Below are 14962 nucleotides of genomic sequence, written 5' to 3'. Positions count from 1 at the left end.
GAGATGCTGCTTCGAGTAGGCGAACTCGCAAAGCGCACGGGCGTGACCGTGCGTGCGCTGCATCACTACGACAGCATCGGGTTGCTTCAACCCTCGGCCCGCTCAGAGGGCGGCTACCGTCTCTATGACCGCGACGATGTGGCGCGGCTGCACGGCATTCAGACGCTGCGGCGGCTGGGTGTGCCCCTGGCCGAAATGACCCAACTGTTAAGGGGCGGGACCAGCTCCCTGCAGAACATCCTGGCGAGACAGATCAGCACGCTCGACCAGGAGATTGCCGGCGCCAATGCGCTGCGAGAACGTCTCGCGGTGATGCAACTTGTTTTCGCCGGTGGCGGACACCCGGAGATCGACGACTGGCTCGCCGGACTGGCCTTGATGCGCACCTACGAGCAGTACTTCAGCCCGGACGAGCTCAAGCGCGTTTTTGTGCAATGGAAGCGATGGGAAGCCGAGTGGCCGCCGCTCCTGAAGGACATCCACCTCGCGATGGAACGCGGCATACCTCCGGATACCGTCGAGATCCAGCCGTTGGTCCATCGCTGGATCGATCTGACGACCCGCTGGATGGACGGCAACCTCGATGTCCTGGCGCGCTGGGGCAGCATGCTGCGTCAGCAGCCCGGCGTTCCGCTCCCGGCGGGCATGGACCACAAGTTGATCGAGTACATCGAAGAGGCAATTCGTCGGCGCATGGCAGTCCTCGCCCGGTACATCAGCCCTGAAGAGCAAAAGTGCCTGAGCCAAACCCGGCTTGAATGGCGCGACCTAGTGCAGCGTGGACATCGCTTGATGAGCGACGGCGTGCCCCATCGCGCGGCGAAGGCGCGCAAATTGGGGCGTGAATGGCAGACGCTGAAAACGCGCACGGTAGGAGACAACCTCGCCTTCTGGGACCGCTTGATCTCTGCCTACGAGAACGAACCGCTTCTCAATGCCGGCATGCCGATCACCCCAGCGCTGCGGCGCTACGTCGAACAGGCCCTGGCCCTTTGAACCGCTTGACCCTCACGCAACGTGAGGGTGGACGATGCGATCTCCACGTCACCGGAGGTCGCCGTGTCCGCACTGCAGCCCAACATTGTCCGCACCGGCAAGCCAAGTCGAACGGCCCACACCGTCGCGATGCTGCGGGCGGTTCACCAACTGCTCGACGACCCGATCGTCCTGCCCGACCCAGCCGCACTGCCGATACTGGGTGCGACCGCGCAAGCGGCATTGCGCGACGATCCGTTCGGGCTGAATGATCCGATCGCCCGTGGACTGCGTGCGGCCGTGGTCGCCCGCAGCCGGTTTGTCGAGGACGAGTTGTCGCGCTGCATGGCGTCGGGCGTGCGCCAGTACGTTCTGCTGGGCGCTGGGCTCGACACCTTCGCCTATCGCAGCGCCTACGTCGGGACGGGATTGCAGGTGTTCGAGTTGGATCACCGCGGCACACAACGCTGGAAACGGCAGTTGCTGGTCGAGGCAGACATCTGCACGCCCCCTTCGGTGACCTTCGCTCCGATGGACTTCGAGCGAGACAACCTGCATGAGACGCTGGCGCTCGCAGGGTTTCGAGCAGACCTGCCGGCTTGCGTCAGCTGGATGGGGGTCACGGCCTACCTGACGAGCGAGGCCGTGATGCGAACGCTCGGCACCTTGGCTGGCTTGGCCGCTGGAAGCCGTGTGTGTTTTGACTATCGCGTGCCGGCCCCCGTCTTGGGCCCTGTTGATCGCGCAGTCGACGAGTTCCTCGGGCGGCAGGCTGCCAGTGCCGGCGAGCCCTGGCTGTCGACCTTCGATCCCGAACAGCTGCAACGGCAGTCACTCGATCTGGGTTTCGCGACTGCCACGAGTGTCACACCGGATGAGCTCAATGCCCGCTATTTCGCACGTCGCAAGGACGGGCTGCGCGTCGGCGGGGACCTGCGGCTCATGTTGGCCAGCACGGGTCGGCGTGAGGCATCACCATGATTTCGAGACACATGCGCCGACCGGGCGAACCCACTCGTCCGCCGGGTTGGACCGAACCGCCGAAGGAGGAACCGCCGTCTCCGACTCCAGCGGATCCACCCAACCCCGTCGATGACCCAGGAGTTGACATGACGATGCCGACCTCTCCCGAACTGGCCAACACCAAGCCCACGAATTTTCCGGATCGCCCGCACTGCGGCGCCGTTCTGCAGCGGACGGGCGTGGCCTGCTGCCCGCAACGCGATCACGACTTGCACGTGCCCGCAGTCGACGCCTGGCACCACACAACTGCGAACGGCATCGGGAGGCTCGCAATGAAGGCTTCGCCACCCGTTCGCCCGGCAAGGCACCGCGGCGCTCGCATCGTTGCTCTCGCCGGCGCAGCGACGCTGGCATGGGCGTGCGCCGGCGCTGCAGGCGGTGAGCCCTCGGCGATTCAGTCGTACTACTACTTCGTGCACTGGATAAGCATGAGCCGCCCCGATCTGGCGCTGGAACAGTTCGCAGACAACGCCCTGGTCGTTGCGGGGCCGGCTTGCACGCCATCCAGCCCCTGCGTCGGGAAGGAGGCAATCCAGACGGGCTACTTCAAGGCATTGAAGAAAGGTCGCGTGTCCTTGCCTGTCTATGACCAGCGGTTCGACGGGCAGAAGCTGCGAGCACTCGGCGAGCTGACCGGTCAGGACGGCTACCCGCTTCGCCGCGCCTATGTGTTCGAGTTTCAGGGAGGGCGGATTGCATCGCTGAAAGCGGTACCTGATCCGCGCAATCCTGATACCGCGCTTGACTTGGTTCAACTCACGGAGAAGCCATGAAGCTCCCTAAATTTCCGATGGCGATCGCATTGCCTGCCGCGATGCTGTTTGCGGGCGCACAGTCCCCGGCCATAGCGGCCGAGGAGCCGATCACCGTCATCGCCCGGTACTGGATCACTCCCGGTAGAGAGGCGGAAGCCGAACCGCGATTTAGGCAAGCCCTCGAGTTCATGCGCAGGGTTGAGCCAGATTCATCGTTCAAGATGTACCGGTCCGAGAAGGACCCGACGCTGTTCGTGTATGTGGAGGTCTATCCCTCCCAGGCGGCGCTCGACGACCACAGAAGGATCACGAACCCCGCGAGAGCGAAGGAGCTCGGTCCGACACCCGCGGGGCTTCTGGCCAGACCGCCGGAGATTCAGGAGTTCCGGCCGATTGGAGACTAGGCATGGGTCTCGTGCATCGCTTCGGGATAATCTCTCCCTCCGGGCTCACTCGCCCCTCCTTGCGCCCACCTCCATGATCTCTCTCACCTGCGTTGCCACCGAGGTAATCACCACCCACCAGAAGCCTGTCGGCTACGCCTATCGCACCGCCCCGGCTACGCCCAGCGACAGCGGCTGGCGCTTCCTCAGCGGCAGCGAAAGCGAGAAGTACATGAACCAGCCCACGCACTACATCACCTGCGTGTTGGCGGAGTTCGCCGTCGAGCACCCCGAGGTAGCGCCACTGCTGGACCACCCGGCTGGCTCGGCCTTCGAGCGCGCCGGTGCGAGCGAGGCGTTCGAAGCGGTGCCGCTGGACTAGGAGCACAGCGAACGCGCAAGGCTGTGACGACGAGACGCTGAGCCCTTTTCGGTATCAGCGGTCAAAGCGCTTCCAGTGCCCCTCCGAGATGACCTCGACCTTGCCGTCGACCACCTTGATGGCAGTTTCGTCGTCGATCGCATATGCCGGGCCGGGGATACCGGCCGCCCATCGTTCTGCGTCGGCCAGGGTGTTCTCCGGCAGGGCTTCGTGGTCCAGGTGCGGAAAGATGCAGAAGTCGACGATGCCCAGCGTCTCGTCGCTTCCGGTGGGTGACTTCCAGCCGACGAAGTCCACCCCGATGCGGGGCGTCATCACCATGCTGCCGGCGCTCAGCCCCACCCAGACGGTGTCGGGCAGCGAGGGCAGCAGGTCGGCGAACCCAGACTGCTGCATCCAGTGGGACAGGTACAGGGCGTCGCCGCCGTTCACCAGCAGAACGTCGGCCTCACGCACCCAGCGCACCCAGCGTTCCTTGTCGATGCTGGGCAGGGCGGTGAGCTCCAGCACGCCCAAGGACTTCCACCCCAGCTCGCACATCGGAGTGGACTCATTGCCGCTGATGAAACGCCACGCGCTCTCGGGGCCGCACTGTGGGTGCCCGTATCCCGCGGTCGGGATGCACAGGGCCTTGCAGTCGGCAATGGGTTTGCCGAGAAGTTCGAGCAGCGCTTCGCGGATGCTCGCGTTCTTGATGCCGGCGGAAGTGAGAAGAAACTTCATGATGCCTCGCTGGTCCAGTGTAGAGATTCGAGCTGCGTTCAAGCGACCCGGTGAGGGTTGCTTGCCATCGCTTGCCTGGTGCTCGTCGTGGGTCTTGCACTCTGACAGAGTGCATCCACCACGACGAACGAACGGGCTCGAAATCGACACAAACGCTAGGCATATCCGGCGGGTGAGCGCGGCTTTGATACCTCAGCCTGAGCGGTTTCCTCTTTCCCGCTTCATGGATCAGCCGTCTATCTCACCCCGCTCCGGCGGCAATGCCCGAAGCAGCACCTACGGCAACACCGCCGCCGACGCAGCCTGCTGGATGCGCAAGTTCGCATCGCGCTGCAGCAGGAAGCGCTGTGCCACCAGGTCGTTGGCCGCGGTGGTCACCGCACTCACATACCCCGCCTGGTTTCCGTACAGCGATTCGAGCGATGGCCGTGTGTCGCCCGCCGCCACACGTGCCGCTTCGGTGGTGTGGAAGGGGAAGTAGCTGCCGGTCAGGCTGGTGAGGTCGACGATGCCGGGCGTGGCGACGTAGTTGAACTCGATGCTGGTGCCGAGCGGCGCCTGCACTTCCACACCGCGGATGCCTGAGGTCGTGAGGCCGGTAGAGGCGTCGACCTTCGGCACCATGATCGCGTAGTCCGCACCGACCAGCGGGGGCAGCTGCGTCGCGACGCCCGACTCGTCTTGCGGCACGTACTGCGGGCCGTAGTCGAGCACCTTGTAGCCGTTGAACCAGCCGCGGTAGCTGAAGTCGGGGATGGCAGTGGCGACGCCGCTCACGGGCCAGGTCAGGCCTTTGATCTGCGGGTAGACGAGCTGGTCTGGCCGCACCAGCGTGCCGGCGGCGATCGACGGCACCTGGCTCGCGGGCGGCGGCGTGTCATTCACCACCCAGTCTTCGAGCGCGATGAAGAGCGCGCGGAAGGTGTCGGTGTGGTGTGCCACCGTGCCGCGCGGGTAGACGCTGTTCGTCGGCGCGTAGAGGATGCTGGCCGTCCCGCCGTTGCCACCATGCTGCGTGCTGGCGTAGTAGTAGATGCGTGCGTTGGCGGGCTGGGCCAGGTCGCTGAAGCCGTAGGCATCGGTCAGCACCGGCGAGCCCTGCAACTGCCAGAACTCGGTGCCCGACAGGCCGAGGAAGAACTTGGGGCAGGTGTCGGTCGCGGCACAGCGCGTCATCACGCCGCCCTTGCGGCCGGTGATCGGGTCGACATAGTCCTTGTCGAGCGCACGCGGCGCCGTCTGGCCGAAGGCCGTGTGGTCGGTGCGGATCGCTCCGCCACCGCCTGGCACGGCGAAGCGGGTGTTGATGTTGGTCTGGCGTGCGGCCACGTGGGCATACAGGCCGTCGAACACCTTGCTGCCGTCGAGCGCCTGGTTGAAGCCTAGGTGCAGGAAGGTCTTCATCGCATTGCCCGACTGCGAGGTGCCCTGGCCGATGGTGTGCGTGATGCGGCCGGCCAGCGGGTTGGCCGTGCCGACCGAGTCGACGGCCTTGCTGCGGAAGAAGCTCACCGTGTCGCGAAGCGCGGCGAGGCCCACGCCCATGACCTTCGGGTCCTTGGCCACATAGACCAGCTCGTAGAGGTACTTCGGATCGAAGCCGCCCTTCAGGCAGATGTTCGCGCCATCAGCGGTACCGGGGAATGGGTTCGCAGCGGCATCGCAATTGGCGAACTTCCAGTCGCTCGGCGGGATGGCAACGCGCGCATCAGTGTCGTTGATGCGCCGCGTGAGCGAGTAGCCGGGCAGCGTGTTGTCGAGGCTCGCGGGCGCGTACGGGATCATCGTGCCGTTGAACACGCCACCGGGCAGCGACATCACCGGCGTGGCCGCCGCGGGGATCAGCTCGCTGCGGTAGGTGCCGGTGATCGAGCTGCCATCGGGGTTCTTCGCCACCGGCACGGTGAGCGTGAGACGCGCCGCGCTGCTCTTGGGCACATCGCCTTGCCAGGCCGAGTACAGCAGCACGTAGCCGCGCTCCAGGTAGACCGCGTCGCTCGGCGTTGCCGTGGGGTTCACCATCGTCAGGATGTTGCCGCGGTTGGGTGCGTCGTAACGCAGCACGCCGCTCGCCTTGCTCATGTCCTTGGGCTTGAGCATCACGAACTCGGCGGTGTACTCGACCATGCCGCGTGCGTTGACGGGGGCGAGCTGCAGGTCCTGGATCACCGCGTTCTTGGTGTCCTTCGGGTCGACCTCGCCAGCGATGCTGCCGCTGACTTTTTCGTAGGCGCCGACGCTGCCGTAGCTGCCGCTGAAGTCTTCCGTCGCGCTGATGGTGAGTCGCACCTCAGGTGTCTTCGGTGCCGCCGTGGGCGGTGGCGCAGGGTCGTCGCTGCCACCGCAGGCGGTCAAAGCCACTGTCAGCCACGCCGCAGCCATGCAGCGGCTCGATGTGAGTCTCATCATGTTTGTCTCCTGGTTTTAGTTGAGCAACGCGAAAACGCAGATCCAGCCACGACCCAGGATCCGGCTTTGCCGGGCCGAGGGTTGGCGCCCCTTGGGGGCAGGAGCGAGAGCGACTGGGGGGCTCTCTACTCAGCTTCGATGCCGGCCGCCTTGATCACGCGGCCCCACTTTTCCGTTTCGCTGGCCTGGAACTTGGCCAGGCCTTCGGGCGTGGTGGTGAACGGCACGGAGCCGCTGTTGGCAAAGAAGGTCTTGGCCGATTCGCTGGCGGTGCCCTTCACCAACAGCTCGCGCAGCTTTTGCACCACCGGCGCGGGCGTGCCGGCCGGCACATAGGCGGCGAACCAATAGCCCATGTCGTAGCCCTTCACGCCGGCTTCGTCGATGGTCGGCACGTCGGGCAGCAGCGCGGTGCGCTGCATGGTCGACACGCCGAGCGCACGCAGCTTGCCGCCCTTCACCTGCGGCACGCCGGTCGAGGTGTCGGTGATCATCAGGTCGATCTGGCCACCGAGCAGGTCGGTGATGGCGAGCGGGTTGCTCTTGTACGGCACGTGCAGCAGCTCCACGCCGGCCATCTGCTTGAAGAGCTCGCCTGCCACGCGGCTCGATGAACTGCCGCTGCCGAAGGCGAGCTTGCCCGGCTCGGCCTTGGCCTTGGCGAGCACGTCGCCCACGGTCTTGTACGGCGAGTTCACGTTCACCACCATCACCTGGCTGCCCTTGCCGAGCGCAGTGACGGGCGCGAAGTCTTTCACCGGGTCATAGGAGAGCTTCTTGTACAGGTGCTCGTTGGCCGCGTGCGTGGTGTTGGTGGTGATGAGCACGGTGTAGCCATCGGGCGCCGACTTGGCCACGTTCTGCGCGGCCAGCATGCCGCTGGCACCGGCCTTGTTGTCGACCACCACGGCCTGCTTGGTGTCGCTGGTGATCGACTGGCCGAGCGCACGCGCGAGCTGGTCGGTGGCGCTGCCGGCCGCGAAGGGCACGACGAAGGTGATGGGCTTGGCCGGGTAGGCCTGCGCCCATGCAGCGCCTGGCAGCGCGAGGGCCAGCAGCAGGCCGGTGGTGACTCGGCGTCGATGGGTGAATGTGTTCATGGTTCGGTCTCCGTTCGTTGTTTGAGAAATCAGGTCGAAAGGGAAGCACTGCGGCCGACGAGGCAATCGCCCAGCTCGACCGGCACCTCCAGCGAGAGGTCGAGCAGCAGGAAGGACAACGCCTTGCCGTGGCTGTCGAGGTTGAGCGCGTCGTTGACGCCACCGTCAAGCACGTCGTCGAGCACGAAGTTCATCGCGTGCAACTTGGGCAGCAGGTGGCGCACCACACGGCTCGGCCGGCGGTGCGCGAACTGACGAGCGACCACCGCTTCGGTCACCTGCTCGACCAACAGCTCCCACAGCCGCGGGTGCCACGCGATCAGGCTGATGTTGGAGCGGTTGCCCTTGTCGCCGGTGCGCGCATGTGCGGCGCGGTAGAGGGGTACGGTCAGCGTGGTGGGCATCGTGGCTCCTCGTCTCGGTATCAAGCGAGAAAGAAGTAGCGGCCGTGCACGCTGTCGCGCGGCACGGTGCAGCTCACGGTGCCCAAGCGGCGGCGCAGCGCCGTGCGCACACCGCCGCCACCGGCGGGGCCGCAGGTGTAGAGGGCAGTCACCTCGCGCGCAAGGCGCTCGGCCTGCTTCGGGTCGGCGTGGTGCAGCGCCACGCGCAGGCGCACGTCGCGCGCGCCGGTGTCTTCGTGTGATGCAGGCCAGTCGCCGGCGTCGTCTGCGAACACGCTGCTGACGCCGATGAGGTCGGCGCGCATCGGGCCCAGGCCCTTCAGCCGCTCGCGCAGCACCTCGGCCGCAAGGCGGGCGCGTGCCTCGGCGCGTGGCCCAGCGTACGAGATCTCGCCTTCGGCGAGCCAGCCGGTCTCGTGGCACACGTTGACCTTCAGCGTAGCCGGCCGCGTGTGCCCGCGCACGCCGCTCAGGCGCACGTGGTCGGCGCCGAGCTGCGTGACCTGCGCCTCGGTGATGTCGGCCACCACATCGGGCGTGAGGTAGGCGGCGGGGTCGTGCAGCTCATAAAGCAGCTGCTCCTTCACCGTGTGCTCGTCGATGCGGCCACCGGTGTCGGCGGGCTTGGTGACGACGCAGTGCCCGTCGGCATCGATCTCGGCGATCGGGTAGCCGAGTTGCGCCATGCCGGGCACGTCCTTGTAGCCGGGGTCGGCGTAGTAGCCGCCGGTGACCTGCGCGCCGCACTCGAGCAGGTGGCCGGCCATCGTGGCGCGGGCCAACCGGTCCCAATCGTCACGCGCCCAGCCGAAGTGTGCGAGTGCCGGGCCGACGGTGAGCGACGGGTCGGCCACGCGGCCCGCGACCACGATCTCGGCACCGGCCAGCAAGGCATCGGCAATCGCCTCGGCACCGAGGTAGGCATTGGCGGACACGATCTTCAGACCCTGCGCCTGCGGTCCGAGCGCGTCGGCCAGCAACGCGCGGTGAGCCTCGCCCGTCAGGTCGTCGCCCTCGATCACCGCGATGCGCGGCGCGCGCAGGCCGAGCTCTTGTGCAAGCGCGGCAATGCGCCGCGCGGCGCCAGCAGGGTTGGCCGCGCCGAAGTTGCTGACGATGCGCACACCGTGTTGAAGGCACCGCGCCAGCACCGGGCGCAGCAGCTCGTCGAGCAGCGGTTCGTAACCGGCCTCGGGGTCTGCGCGCCGCGCGAGTTGCGCAAGCGCCAGCGTGCGCTCGGCCAGCGTCTCGAAGATCAACACAGCCGGGCCGCCTGCGGCGATCAGCGCATCGACCACCGGCGCGGCCGCGTCGGTGCGGTCCCCCGAGAAGCCGGCGGCGCAGCCCACATGCAATGTCGGCGGGTGTTCGCGGTTCATGTGTCTCCTGTCCCGAGGGCTTGGCCGCGGGTATCTGTGGAACGCCTTCAGAGGCGGATTCAATGCAATGTAGGCACTGGCGATTAATATGAGAATTCGTAAGTTCAGATGAGTTGATTTGGAATGCAGATGAATGCCGCGAGCCGCCTGAACGTGTCGACCCGCCAGCTGCGCGCCTTCATCGCGCTGGCCGAGCAGCGCAACTTCACACGCGCCGCGGTGCAGTCGCATCTGTCGCAGCCGGCCTTCAGCGCGCTGATCCGCCAGCTGGAAGAAGCGCTCGGGCTGCGCCTGTTCGACCGCAGCACGCGCTCGGTGGAGCTGACGGTGGAAGGCCGCGAGTTCGAGGCCTCGGCGCGCCGCGTGCTCGACGAGTTCGACAACGCGCTGAGCGGTGTGCGTGACCAGGCCGCGCGCCGCCGCGGCCGCGTGTCGATCGCGCTGCTGCCTTCACTTGCCGCGGGCTGGCTGCCGCAGGTGCTGGCGGGTTTTCGCGCCGAGTACCCGGGCATCGAGATGCAGGTGGCCGATGTGCTGTCGGAGCCCTGCATCGAGCGCGTGCGCAGCGGCGAGGCCGACTTTGCGCTCGCGGCCACGCGCGCCGAGACGCCCGAGCTGCGCGCCGAGGCCTTCTGCAGCGACGACTTCCATCTCGTCTGCCCGGCCGACCATGCGCTTGCGCGGGTGAAGGACGTGCGCCCGCGCGACGTGGCGCCCTACCCCTTCATCCACCTGTCGCGCACGTCCAGCGTGCGCCAGTACCTCGACGCCGCCACGCAGCCGCAGATGATGAACACGGTGCTCGAAGTCGACCAGCTCGCCACCGTGATGGGCATGGTGCGCGCCGGCCTCGGCATCAGCGTCGTGCCCTGGCTGACCTTATTCCACTTCCAGGTGCCCGGGCTGGTGACACGACGGCTCTCGTGGCCGGGGCTCGTGCGCCACCTCTACCTGGTGCGGCGGCGCGACCGCGGCCTCTCAGTCGCGGCGCAGGGCTTCTATGAGTGGGTGATGGCGCGGCGGCCCGAAGACACGACACCTCGCGTGGGGGCACGGCGACGCTCGACGCGCTGAACGTGTCCGCTGTTCAGCGCCCGCCGGATGATGGCGGCGCGCTGGGGTGGCCGAGCGCCTGCATCAGCGCCGCAGACAGCGGAGCCCGCAGCGCGGCGGCGGTTTTCTGACGTGCCTCGTCCGATGCGCCACGCAGCGCCCAGGCGCGTGCCAGTTCGGCGCGTCGATCCTCGACCGCCTTGGTAAGCACAGCAGCGCTCGCTTCATCGTGCGGAAGGCCCGTCAGCAACGCGGCCCAGCGTTGCAGCAGCGCGGTGGCAATGGCTTGCATCGCCACCTCGTCCCAGGCCACGTGGCTGCGGTCGGTGCCACGCAGCACGTTCAATCCGCGCGCAGCTCCCGCGGCACCCAGGGCGCCCAGCAGGCCACCGGCCAGCGCACCGGCGCCCATCGTGAGTCCGCCGCTCAGCACATCGGCTTTCAGGCCAGCCGCGGCACCGCTGAGCAGGCCGCCGACCACGGCCGCTCGGCCTTCGCCGACACGGCCGCGCAGCGCCACTTCGGCGCCCGGCACGCCAGGGGCATCGGCGCTGTCGGATGCAGGGCGGCCCAGCAGCGCGAGCAAGCGGGTGCGGTGCGTCACCAGCTCCTGATCGAGCGACGCCAGCAGCGAGGCACGCGCAAGCTCGCGCGCCGCCTCGGCCTCGGCGCGGTTGCTGCTGAGCAGGCCAGCGCCGGGGCCTGTCACCGGCTGGCGTGCACCGGCCACGCGGGCCAGGGTCTGCGCGATCTCGTCGACACCTGCGTCGAGCACTGCTCGTTGGCGCGCCGTCCAGGCTGCGGCCAGGCGCACGAGGCGCGGGTCGCCATCGAACAGCTGAAGCAGCGCCCGCCACAGGCGGCCTTCGGGCAGCCAGCCTTCGGCCAGGCGCCGCAGCGGGAGCGCCGGCGGCTCGGCGATGTCGGCGTCGCGCAGCACCAGCACCGGCCGCTGCAGCGCCGACACGCGGTCGGGTTGCGACACGCCGGGCGTGTTGACCAGCAGCACGGCATCGACCTCGGGCGGCGTCGGTTCGTGCGGCGCGCGCCATCGATTCCACCAGCGCGTGGCCGGTGCTGCGGGCACTTGGTTGGCGGGCACCAGTTGCAGCTCGTCGCCCTCGTCGCTGCTGAGCAGCGTGAGCGGAGCCTCCAGCTCGGCTGGCACCACGTGGCCGAGCAGCGTCACCGGCCCGAAGCTGGGCGGCGTGACCCACATCAACCTCACCACGCGCGAGAGGCCGGGGCGCATCAGCGGATGCAGGGCCTCGAAATACGGCGTGTCCAGCGGCAGCGGAAAGCGGCGCGACAGCGCGTCAGCGCGCCACGCGCTCCACCACGCCAGCAGCAAGCGGGGCACCACGACCCACAGCATCAAGGTGCCGGCATACAGATGGATCCACGGTGCGGCCGTGGCCTGCGCTGGCGCACCCGGCCCCACGCGCAGCGGCGCGACGTCGGGCACGCCGATGCCGGTGAGCAAACTGGCGGGCGCGAGCAACGTGTTCAGCAGCGTCTGGACCGCAGACACGTCGAGGAAGGTGCTCTGCCAACCCGCGCGGTAGTCCAGCACCAGGCCGCGCAGGTACAAGCCCGCCACGAGCCCCGACGCCAACGCCGCAGCCGCCACGTGCAGCACGAGGGCAGCGCGCTTCATCGACAACGGTGCCGCGTGGCGCGCCCAGAGCAGCGAGGCCCCGAGGTCTGTGCCTTGGCCGCGGCGCGCGAACCACGGCCCCAGTTGGCTGCCCACACCGCCATGCCAGGGCATCAGTGCGGCGACATAGACGCACAGGTTCCACAGCACCACCACCCACACAGCAGGTGCTAGCAGGTTGACGTGCTCGGGCGGGCCGAGGCGGTCGGCAGCCACGCCGGCGATGAAGCCCAGCACTGCCCCCAGCCACACCCAGGCCGGGTGCCAAGCGCGGCGTTCCAGCCAACGCCGCGCCGACGCGTCGCGAGGCAGCAGCCGCTGCATGGCCACCATCGCGCGCGCGACCACGAAGCGCTCTGGCGAGGCCTCATCGCCCGCCACCGCCGCGGCCTGGCGCGTGGCCCACAGGCGGTCTTCGCTCGACCAGTGCTTGCCGCCCTCGCCTTCGTGCGCCTGCAGCAGCAAGACCTGGCGTGCCTCCTGTTCGGTCATGCCTGCTCGCGCGTTCAGGCCAGCGCGCGTCCGATGAGAATCTTCTGCACGTCGCTCGTGCCTTCGTAGATCTGGCACACGCGCACGTCGCGGTAGATGCGTTCGACCGGAAAGTCGCTCAGGTAGCCGTAGCCGCCGTGCACCTGAATGGCATCGGAGCACACGCGCTCGGCCATCTCGCTCGCGAACAGCTTGGCCATCGCGGCTTCCTTCAGGCAGGGCTTGCCGGCATCCTTCAGGCTCGCGGCATGGTGGATCAGCTGGCGCGCGGCCTCGATCTGCGTTGCCATCTCGCCGAGACGGAACTGCACGGCCTGGTGTTCGAAGATCGGCTTGCCGAACGCGACACGCTCCTTGGAATAACGCAGCGCCGCCTCGAAGGCCGCACGCGCCATGCCCACGGCCTGCGACGCGATGCCGATGCGCCCGCCTTCGAGTCCCGAGAGCGCGATCTTCAGGCCCTGCCCTTCTTCGCCGAGCAGGTTGGCCACCGGCACGCGGCAATTCTCGAACACGATCTGCGCGGTGTCGCTCGCATGCTGGCCGAGCTTGTCTTCGAGACGTGCCACCGTGTAGCCGGGCGTCTGGGTCGGCACGATGAACGCGCTGATGCCCTTCTTGCCGGCGGCCTTGTCGGTCACCGCCATCACGATGGCGACGTCGCCGTTCTTGCCGCTGGTGATGAACTGCTTCACGCCGTTGATCACGTAGTGGTCGCCATCTTTCGTGGCTGTTGTCTTCAATCCATCGGCCTGCGAACCGACGTGCGGCTCGGTCAGGCAGAAGGCGCCGAGCATGTCGCCACGCGCCAGCGGCTTGAGCCACTGCTCTTTCTGCGCATCGTTCGCCCAGGCCATCAGAATCGAACACACCGGGCAGTTGTTGACGCTCACGACGGTGGAGGTGGCGCCATCGCCGGCGGCAATCTCTTCGAGGATCAACGACAGGCTCAGGTAGTCGAGCCCCGCGCCGTCCCACTCGGTGGGCACGGCCACGCCATAACAACCCAATGCCGCCAGCCCCTTCAACTCGGCCGCAGGGAAGTGGTGCGTCTTGTCCCACTGCGCGGACTGCGGTGCGATGTGGTCTTGCACATAGGCGCGCACGGCGTCTTGGATGGCGATGTGGTCTTCGGACAGCAGCATGCGTTGTTCCCTCAGTGACTCGTCAGCTCGGTCAGGGCTTTGACCAGGGCATCGCATTGCGCATCGGTCCCGATGCTGATGCGCAGGTGCTCGGCAATGCGCGCCGGCTCGTCGAAGCGGCGCACCAGGATGCCGCGCTCGCGCAGGGCGGCCGCGAGATCAGCGCCACGGTACGCGGAGTGGCGCACGAAAAGAAAATTCGCTTGCGAGGGCAGCACCTCGAACTGCAAGGCGCGCAGCGCCTCGGCCAGTCGTTCGCGGCTCTCGATCACCGCGCGGCGTGTGCGCTCGAAGTACGGTGCGTCTTCCATCGCCGCCACCGCGCCGGCCGTGGCCAGGCGGTCAAGCGGGTAGGAGTTGAAGCTGTCTTTCACCCGCGTGAGGCCTTCGATCAAGGGTGCCTGGCCGAGTGCATAGCCCACGCGCAAGCCGGCCAGCGAGCGCGACTTCGACAGGGTCTGCACCACCAGCAGGTTGGCATGCCGATCGATCAAGGGCACGGCCGATTCGGCGCCGAAGTCCACATACGCTTCATCGATCACGACCAGGGTGTCGGGGCAGGCGGCGAGCAGGCGTTCGATCTCCGTGCGAGGCAGCGCACGGCCGGTCGGCGCATTCGGGTTCGGGAAGATGATCGCGCCCGCATCGGGCTGCACGTAGTCGTCGACCCGCAAGCCCAACTGCGCATCCAGCGGCACCGTGCGGTGCGTGATGCCGTAGAGGCGGCAGTACACCGGGTAGAAGGCGTAGCTGATGTCGGGGAACAGCAGTGGCCGCGAGCCATGCTGCAGCAAGGCCATGAAGGCATGGGCCAGCACCTCGTCGGAGCTGTTGCCCACGAACACCTGCTCGGGCTTCAGCTTCATCTGCTGCGCCACGGTGGCACGCAACGCCTTGCCCGTGGGCTCGGGGTAGAGGCGCAGCGTGTCGCCCACTTCCATGCGCAAGGCTTCGAGCACGCGCGGGCTCGGCGGGTACGGGTTCTCGTTGGTGTTGAGCTTGATCAGCCCGGCAATCTGCGGCTGCTCGCCCGGCACATAGGGCGTGAGGTGGTGAACAACGTCGCTCCAGAACTGGCTCAT

The 14962-nt window shown here is 67.5% G+C and carries 14 protein-coding genes; 6 read left to right on the top strand and 8 right to left on the bottom strand.

All coding sequences use genetic code 11. The annotated features are described in order from the left end of the window. Positions 1–3 precede the first annotated feature (3 nt). The 5 genes from AC1DYS_RS19660 (at position 4) to AC1DYS_RS19640 (ending at position 3518) form a co-directional block, all read left to right on the top strand. Positions 4–996: a MerR family transcriptional regulator gene (locus tag AC1DYS_RS19660; protein ID WP_477902221.1), complete on the top strand. Its 993-nt coding sequence runs from the start codon at positions 4–6 to the stop codon at positions 994–996. A 63-nt stretch (positions 997–1059) separates the two neighbouring features. Continuing rightward, a complete protein-coding gene (locus tag AC1DYS_RS19655; RefSeq protein ID WP_477902219.1) occupies positions 1060–1956 on the top strand; it encodes a class I SAM-dependent methyltransferase in 897 nt (298 codons plus the stop codon). Between the two features lie 128 nt (positions 1957–2084). Then, on the top strand, positions 2085–2771 hold the full coding sequence (locus AC1DYS_RS19650) for a hypothetical protein (protein WP_477902217.1): 687 nt from the start codon (positions 2085–2087) through the stop codon (positions 2769–2771). Further along, positions 2768–3157, top strand: coding sequence for a putative quinol monooxygenase (locus AC1DYS_RS19645; protein ID WP_477902215.1), 390 nt, complete (start codon positions 2768–2770; stop codon positions 3155–3157). Before AC1DYS_RS19650 ends, AC1DYS_RS19645 begins: the two co-directional genes overlap by 4 nt. Before the next feature lie 73 nt (positions 3158–3230). Beyond that, complete coding sequence (locus tag AC1DYS_RS19640; protein WP_477902213.1) at positions 3231–3518, top strand: immunity protein Imm33 domain-containing protein; 288 nt, start codon at positions 3231–3233, stop codon at positions 3516–3518. 54 nt (positions 3519–3572) lie between these two features. Here AC1DYS_RS19640 and AC1DYS_RS19635 read toward each other — a convergent pair whose 3' ends face one another. The 5 genes from AC1DYS_RS19635 to AC1DYS_RS19615 all read right to left on the bottom strand — a co-directional run bounded on the left by AC1DYS_RS19635 (position 3573) and on the right by AC1DYS_RS19615 (position 9533). Then, entirely contained in the window at positions 3573–4241 is a 669-nt protein-coding gene (locus AC1DYS_RS19635) for a Type 1 glutamine amidotransferase-like domain-containing protein (protein WP_477902211.1), read from the bottom strand. 276 nt (positions 4242–4517) lie between these two features. Continuing rightward, complete coding sequence (locus AC1DYS_RS19630) at positions 4518–6647, bottom strand: alpha/beta hydrolase domain-containing protein (RefSeq protein ID WP_477902698.1); 2130 nt, start codon at positions 6645–6647, stop codon at positions 4518–4520. 128 nt (positions 6648–6775) lie between these two features. Next, positions 6776–7750, bottom strand: a complete 975-nt coding sequence (locus tag AC1DYS_RS19625; protein WP_477902209.1) for a Bug family tripartite tricarboxylate transporter substrate binding protein — start codon at positions 7748–7750, stop codon at positions 6776–6778. 29 nt (positions 7751–7779) lie between these two features. After that, positions 7780–8154 (bottom strand): AtuA-related protein, encoded by a 375-nt coding sequence (locus AC1DYS_RS19620; RefSeq protein ID WP_477902207.1) that lies wholly within the window; start codon positions 8152–8154, stop codon positions 7780–7782. 20 nt (positions 8155–8174) lie between these two features. Further along, a complete protein-coding gene (locus AC1DYS_RS19615) occupies positions 8175–9533 on the bottom strand; it encodes an acyclic terpene utilization AtuA family protein (RefSeq protein WP_477902205.1) in 1359 nt (452 codons plus the stop codon). Between the two features lie 123 nt (positions 9534–9656). Here AC1DYS_RS19615 and AC1DYS_RS19610 point away from each other — a divergent pair, with 123 nt between their 5' ends. Continuing rightward, a complete protein-coding gene (locus tag AC1DYS_RS19610; RefSeq protein ID WP_477902203.1) occupies positions 9657–10607 on the top strand; it encodes a LysR family transcriptional regulator in 951 nt (316 codons plus the stop codon). Positions 10608–10620: 13 nt separating this feature from the next. Here the strand turns inward: AC1DYS_RS19610 and AC1DYS_RS19605 are convergent, their stop codons facing one another. The 3 genes from AC1DYS_RS19605 to hisC are packed head-to-tail and all read right to left on the bottom strand — an operon-like array spanning position 10621 to position 14962. After that, on the bottom strand, positions 10621–12735 hold the full coding sequence (locus AC1DYS_RS19605) for a DUF2868 domain-containing protein (protein WP_477902201.1): 2115 nt from the start codon (positions 12733–12735) through the stop codon (positions 10621–10623). Positions 12736–12749: 14 nt separating this feature from the next. Beyond that, entirely contained in the window at positions 12750–13880 is a 1131-nt protein-coding gene (locus AC1DYS_RS19600) for an acyl-CoA dehydrogenase family protein (protein ID WP_477902199.1), read from the bottom strand. Positions 13881–13891: 11 nt separating this feature from the next. Further along, on the bottom strand, positions 13892–14962 hold the full coding sequence (gene hisC, locus AC1DYS_RS19595; RefSeq protein ID WP_477902197.1) for a histidinol-phosphate transaminase: 1071 nt from the start codon (positions 14960–14962) through the stop codon (positions 13892–13894).

It is taken from the genome of Rhizobacter sp. P2_G4 (assembly GCF_056403575.1).
Note: the sequence above shows the minus strand (reverse complement) of the source record. Positions and strands in the feature narration are given on the sequence as shown.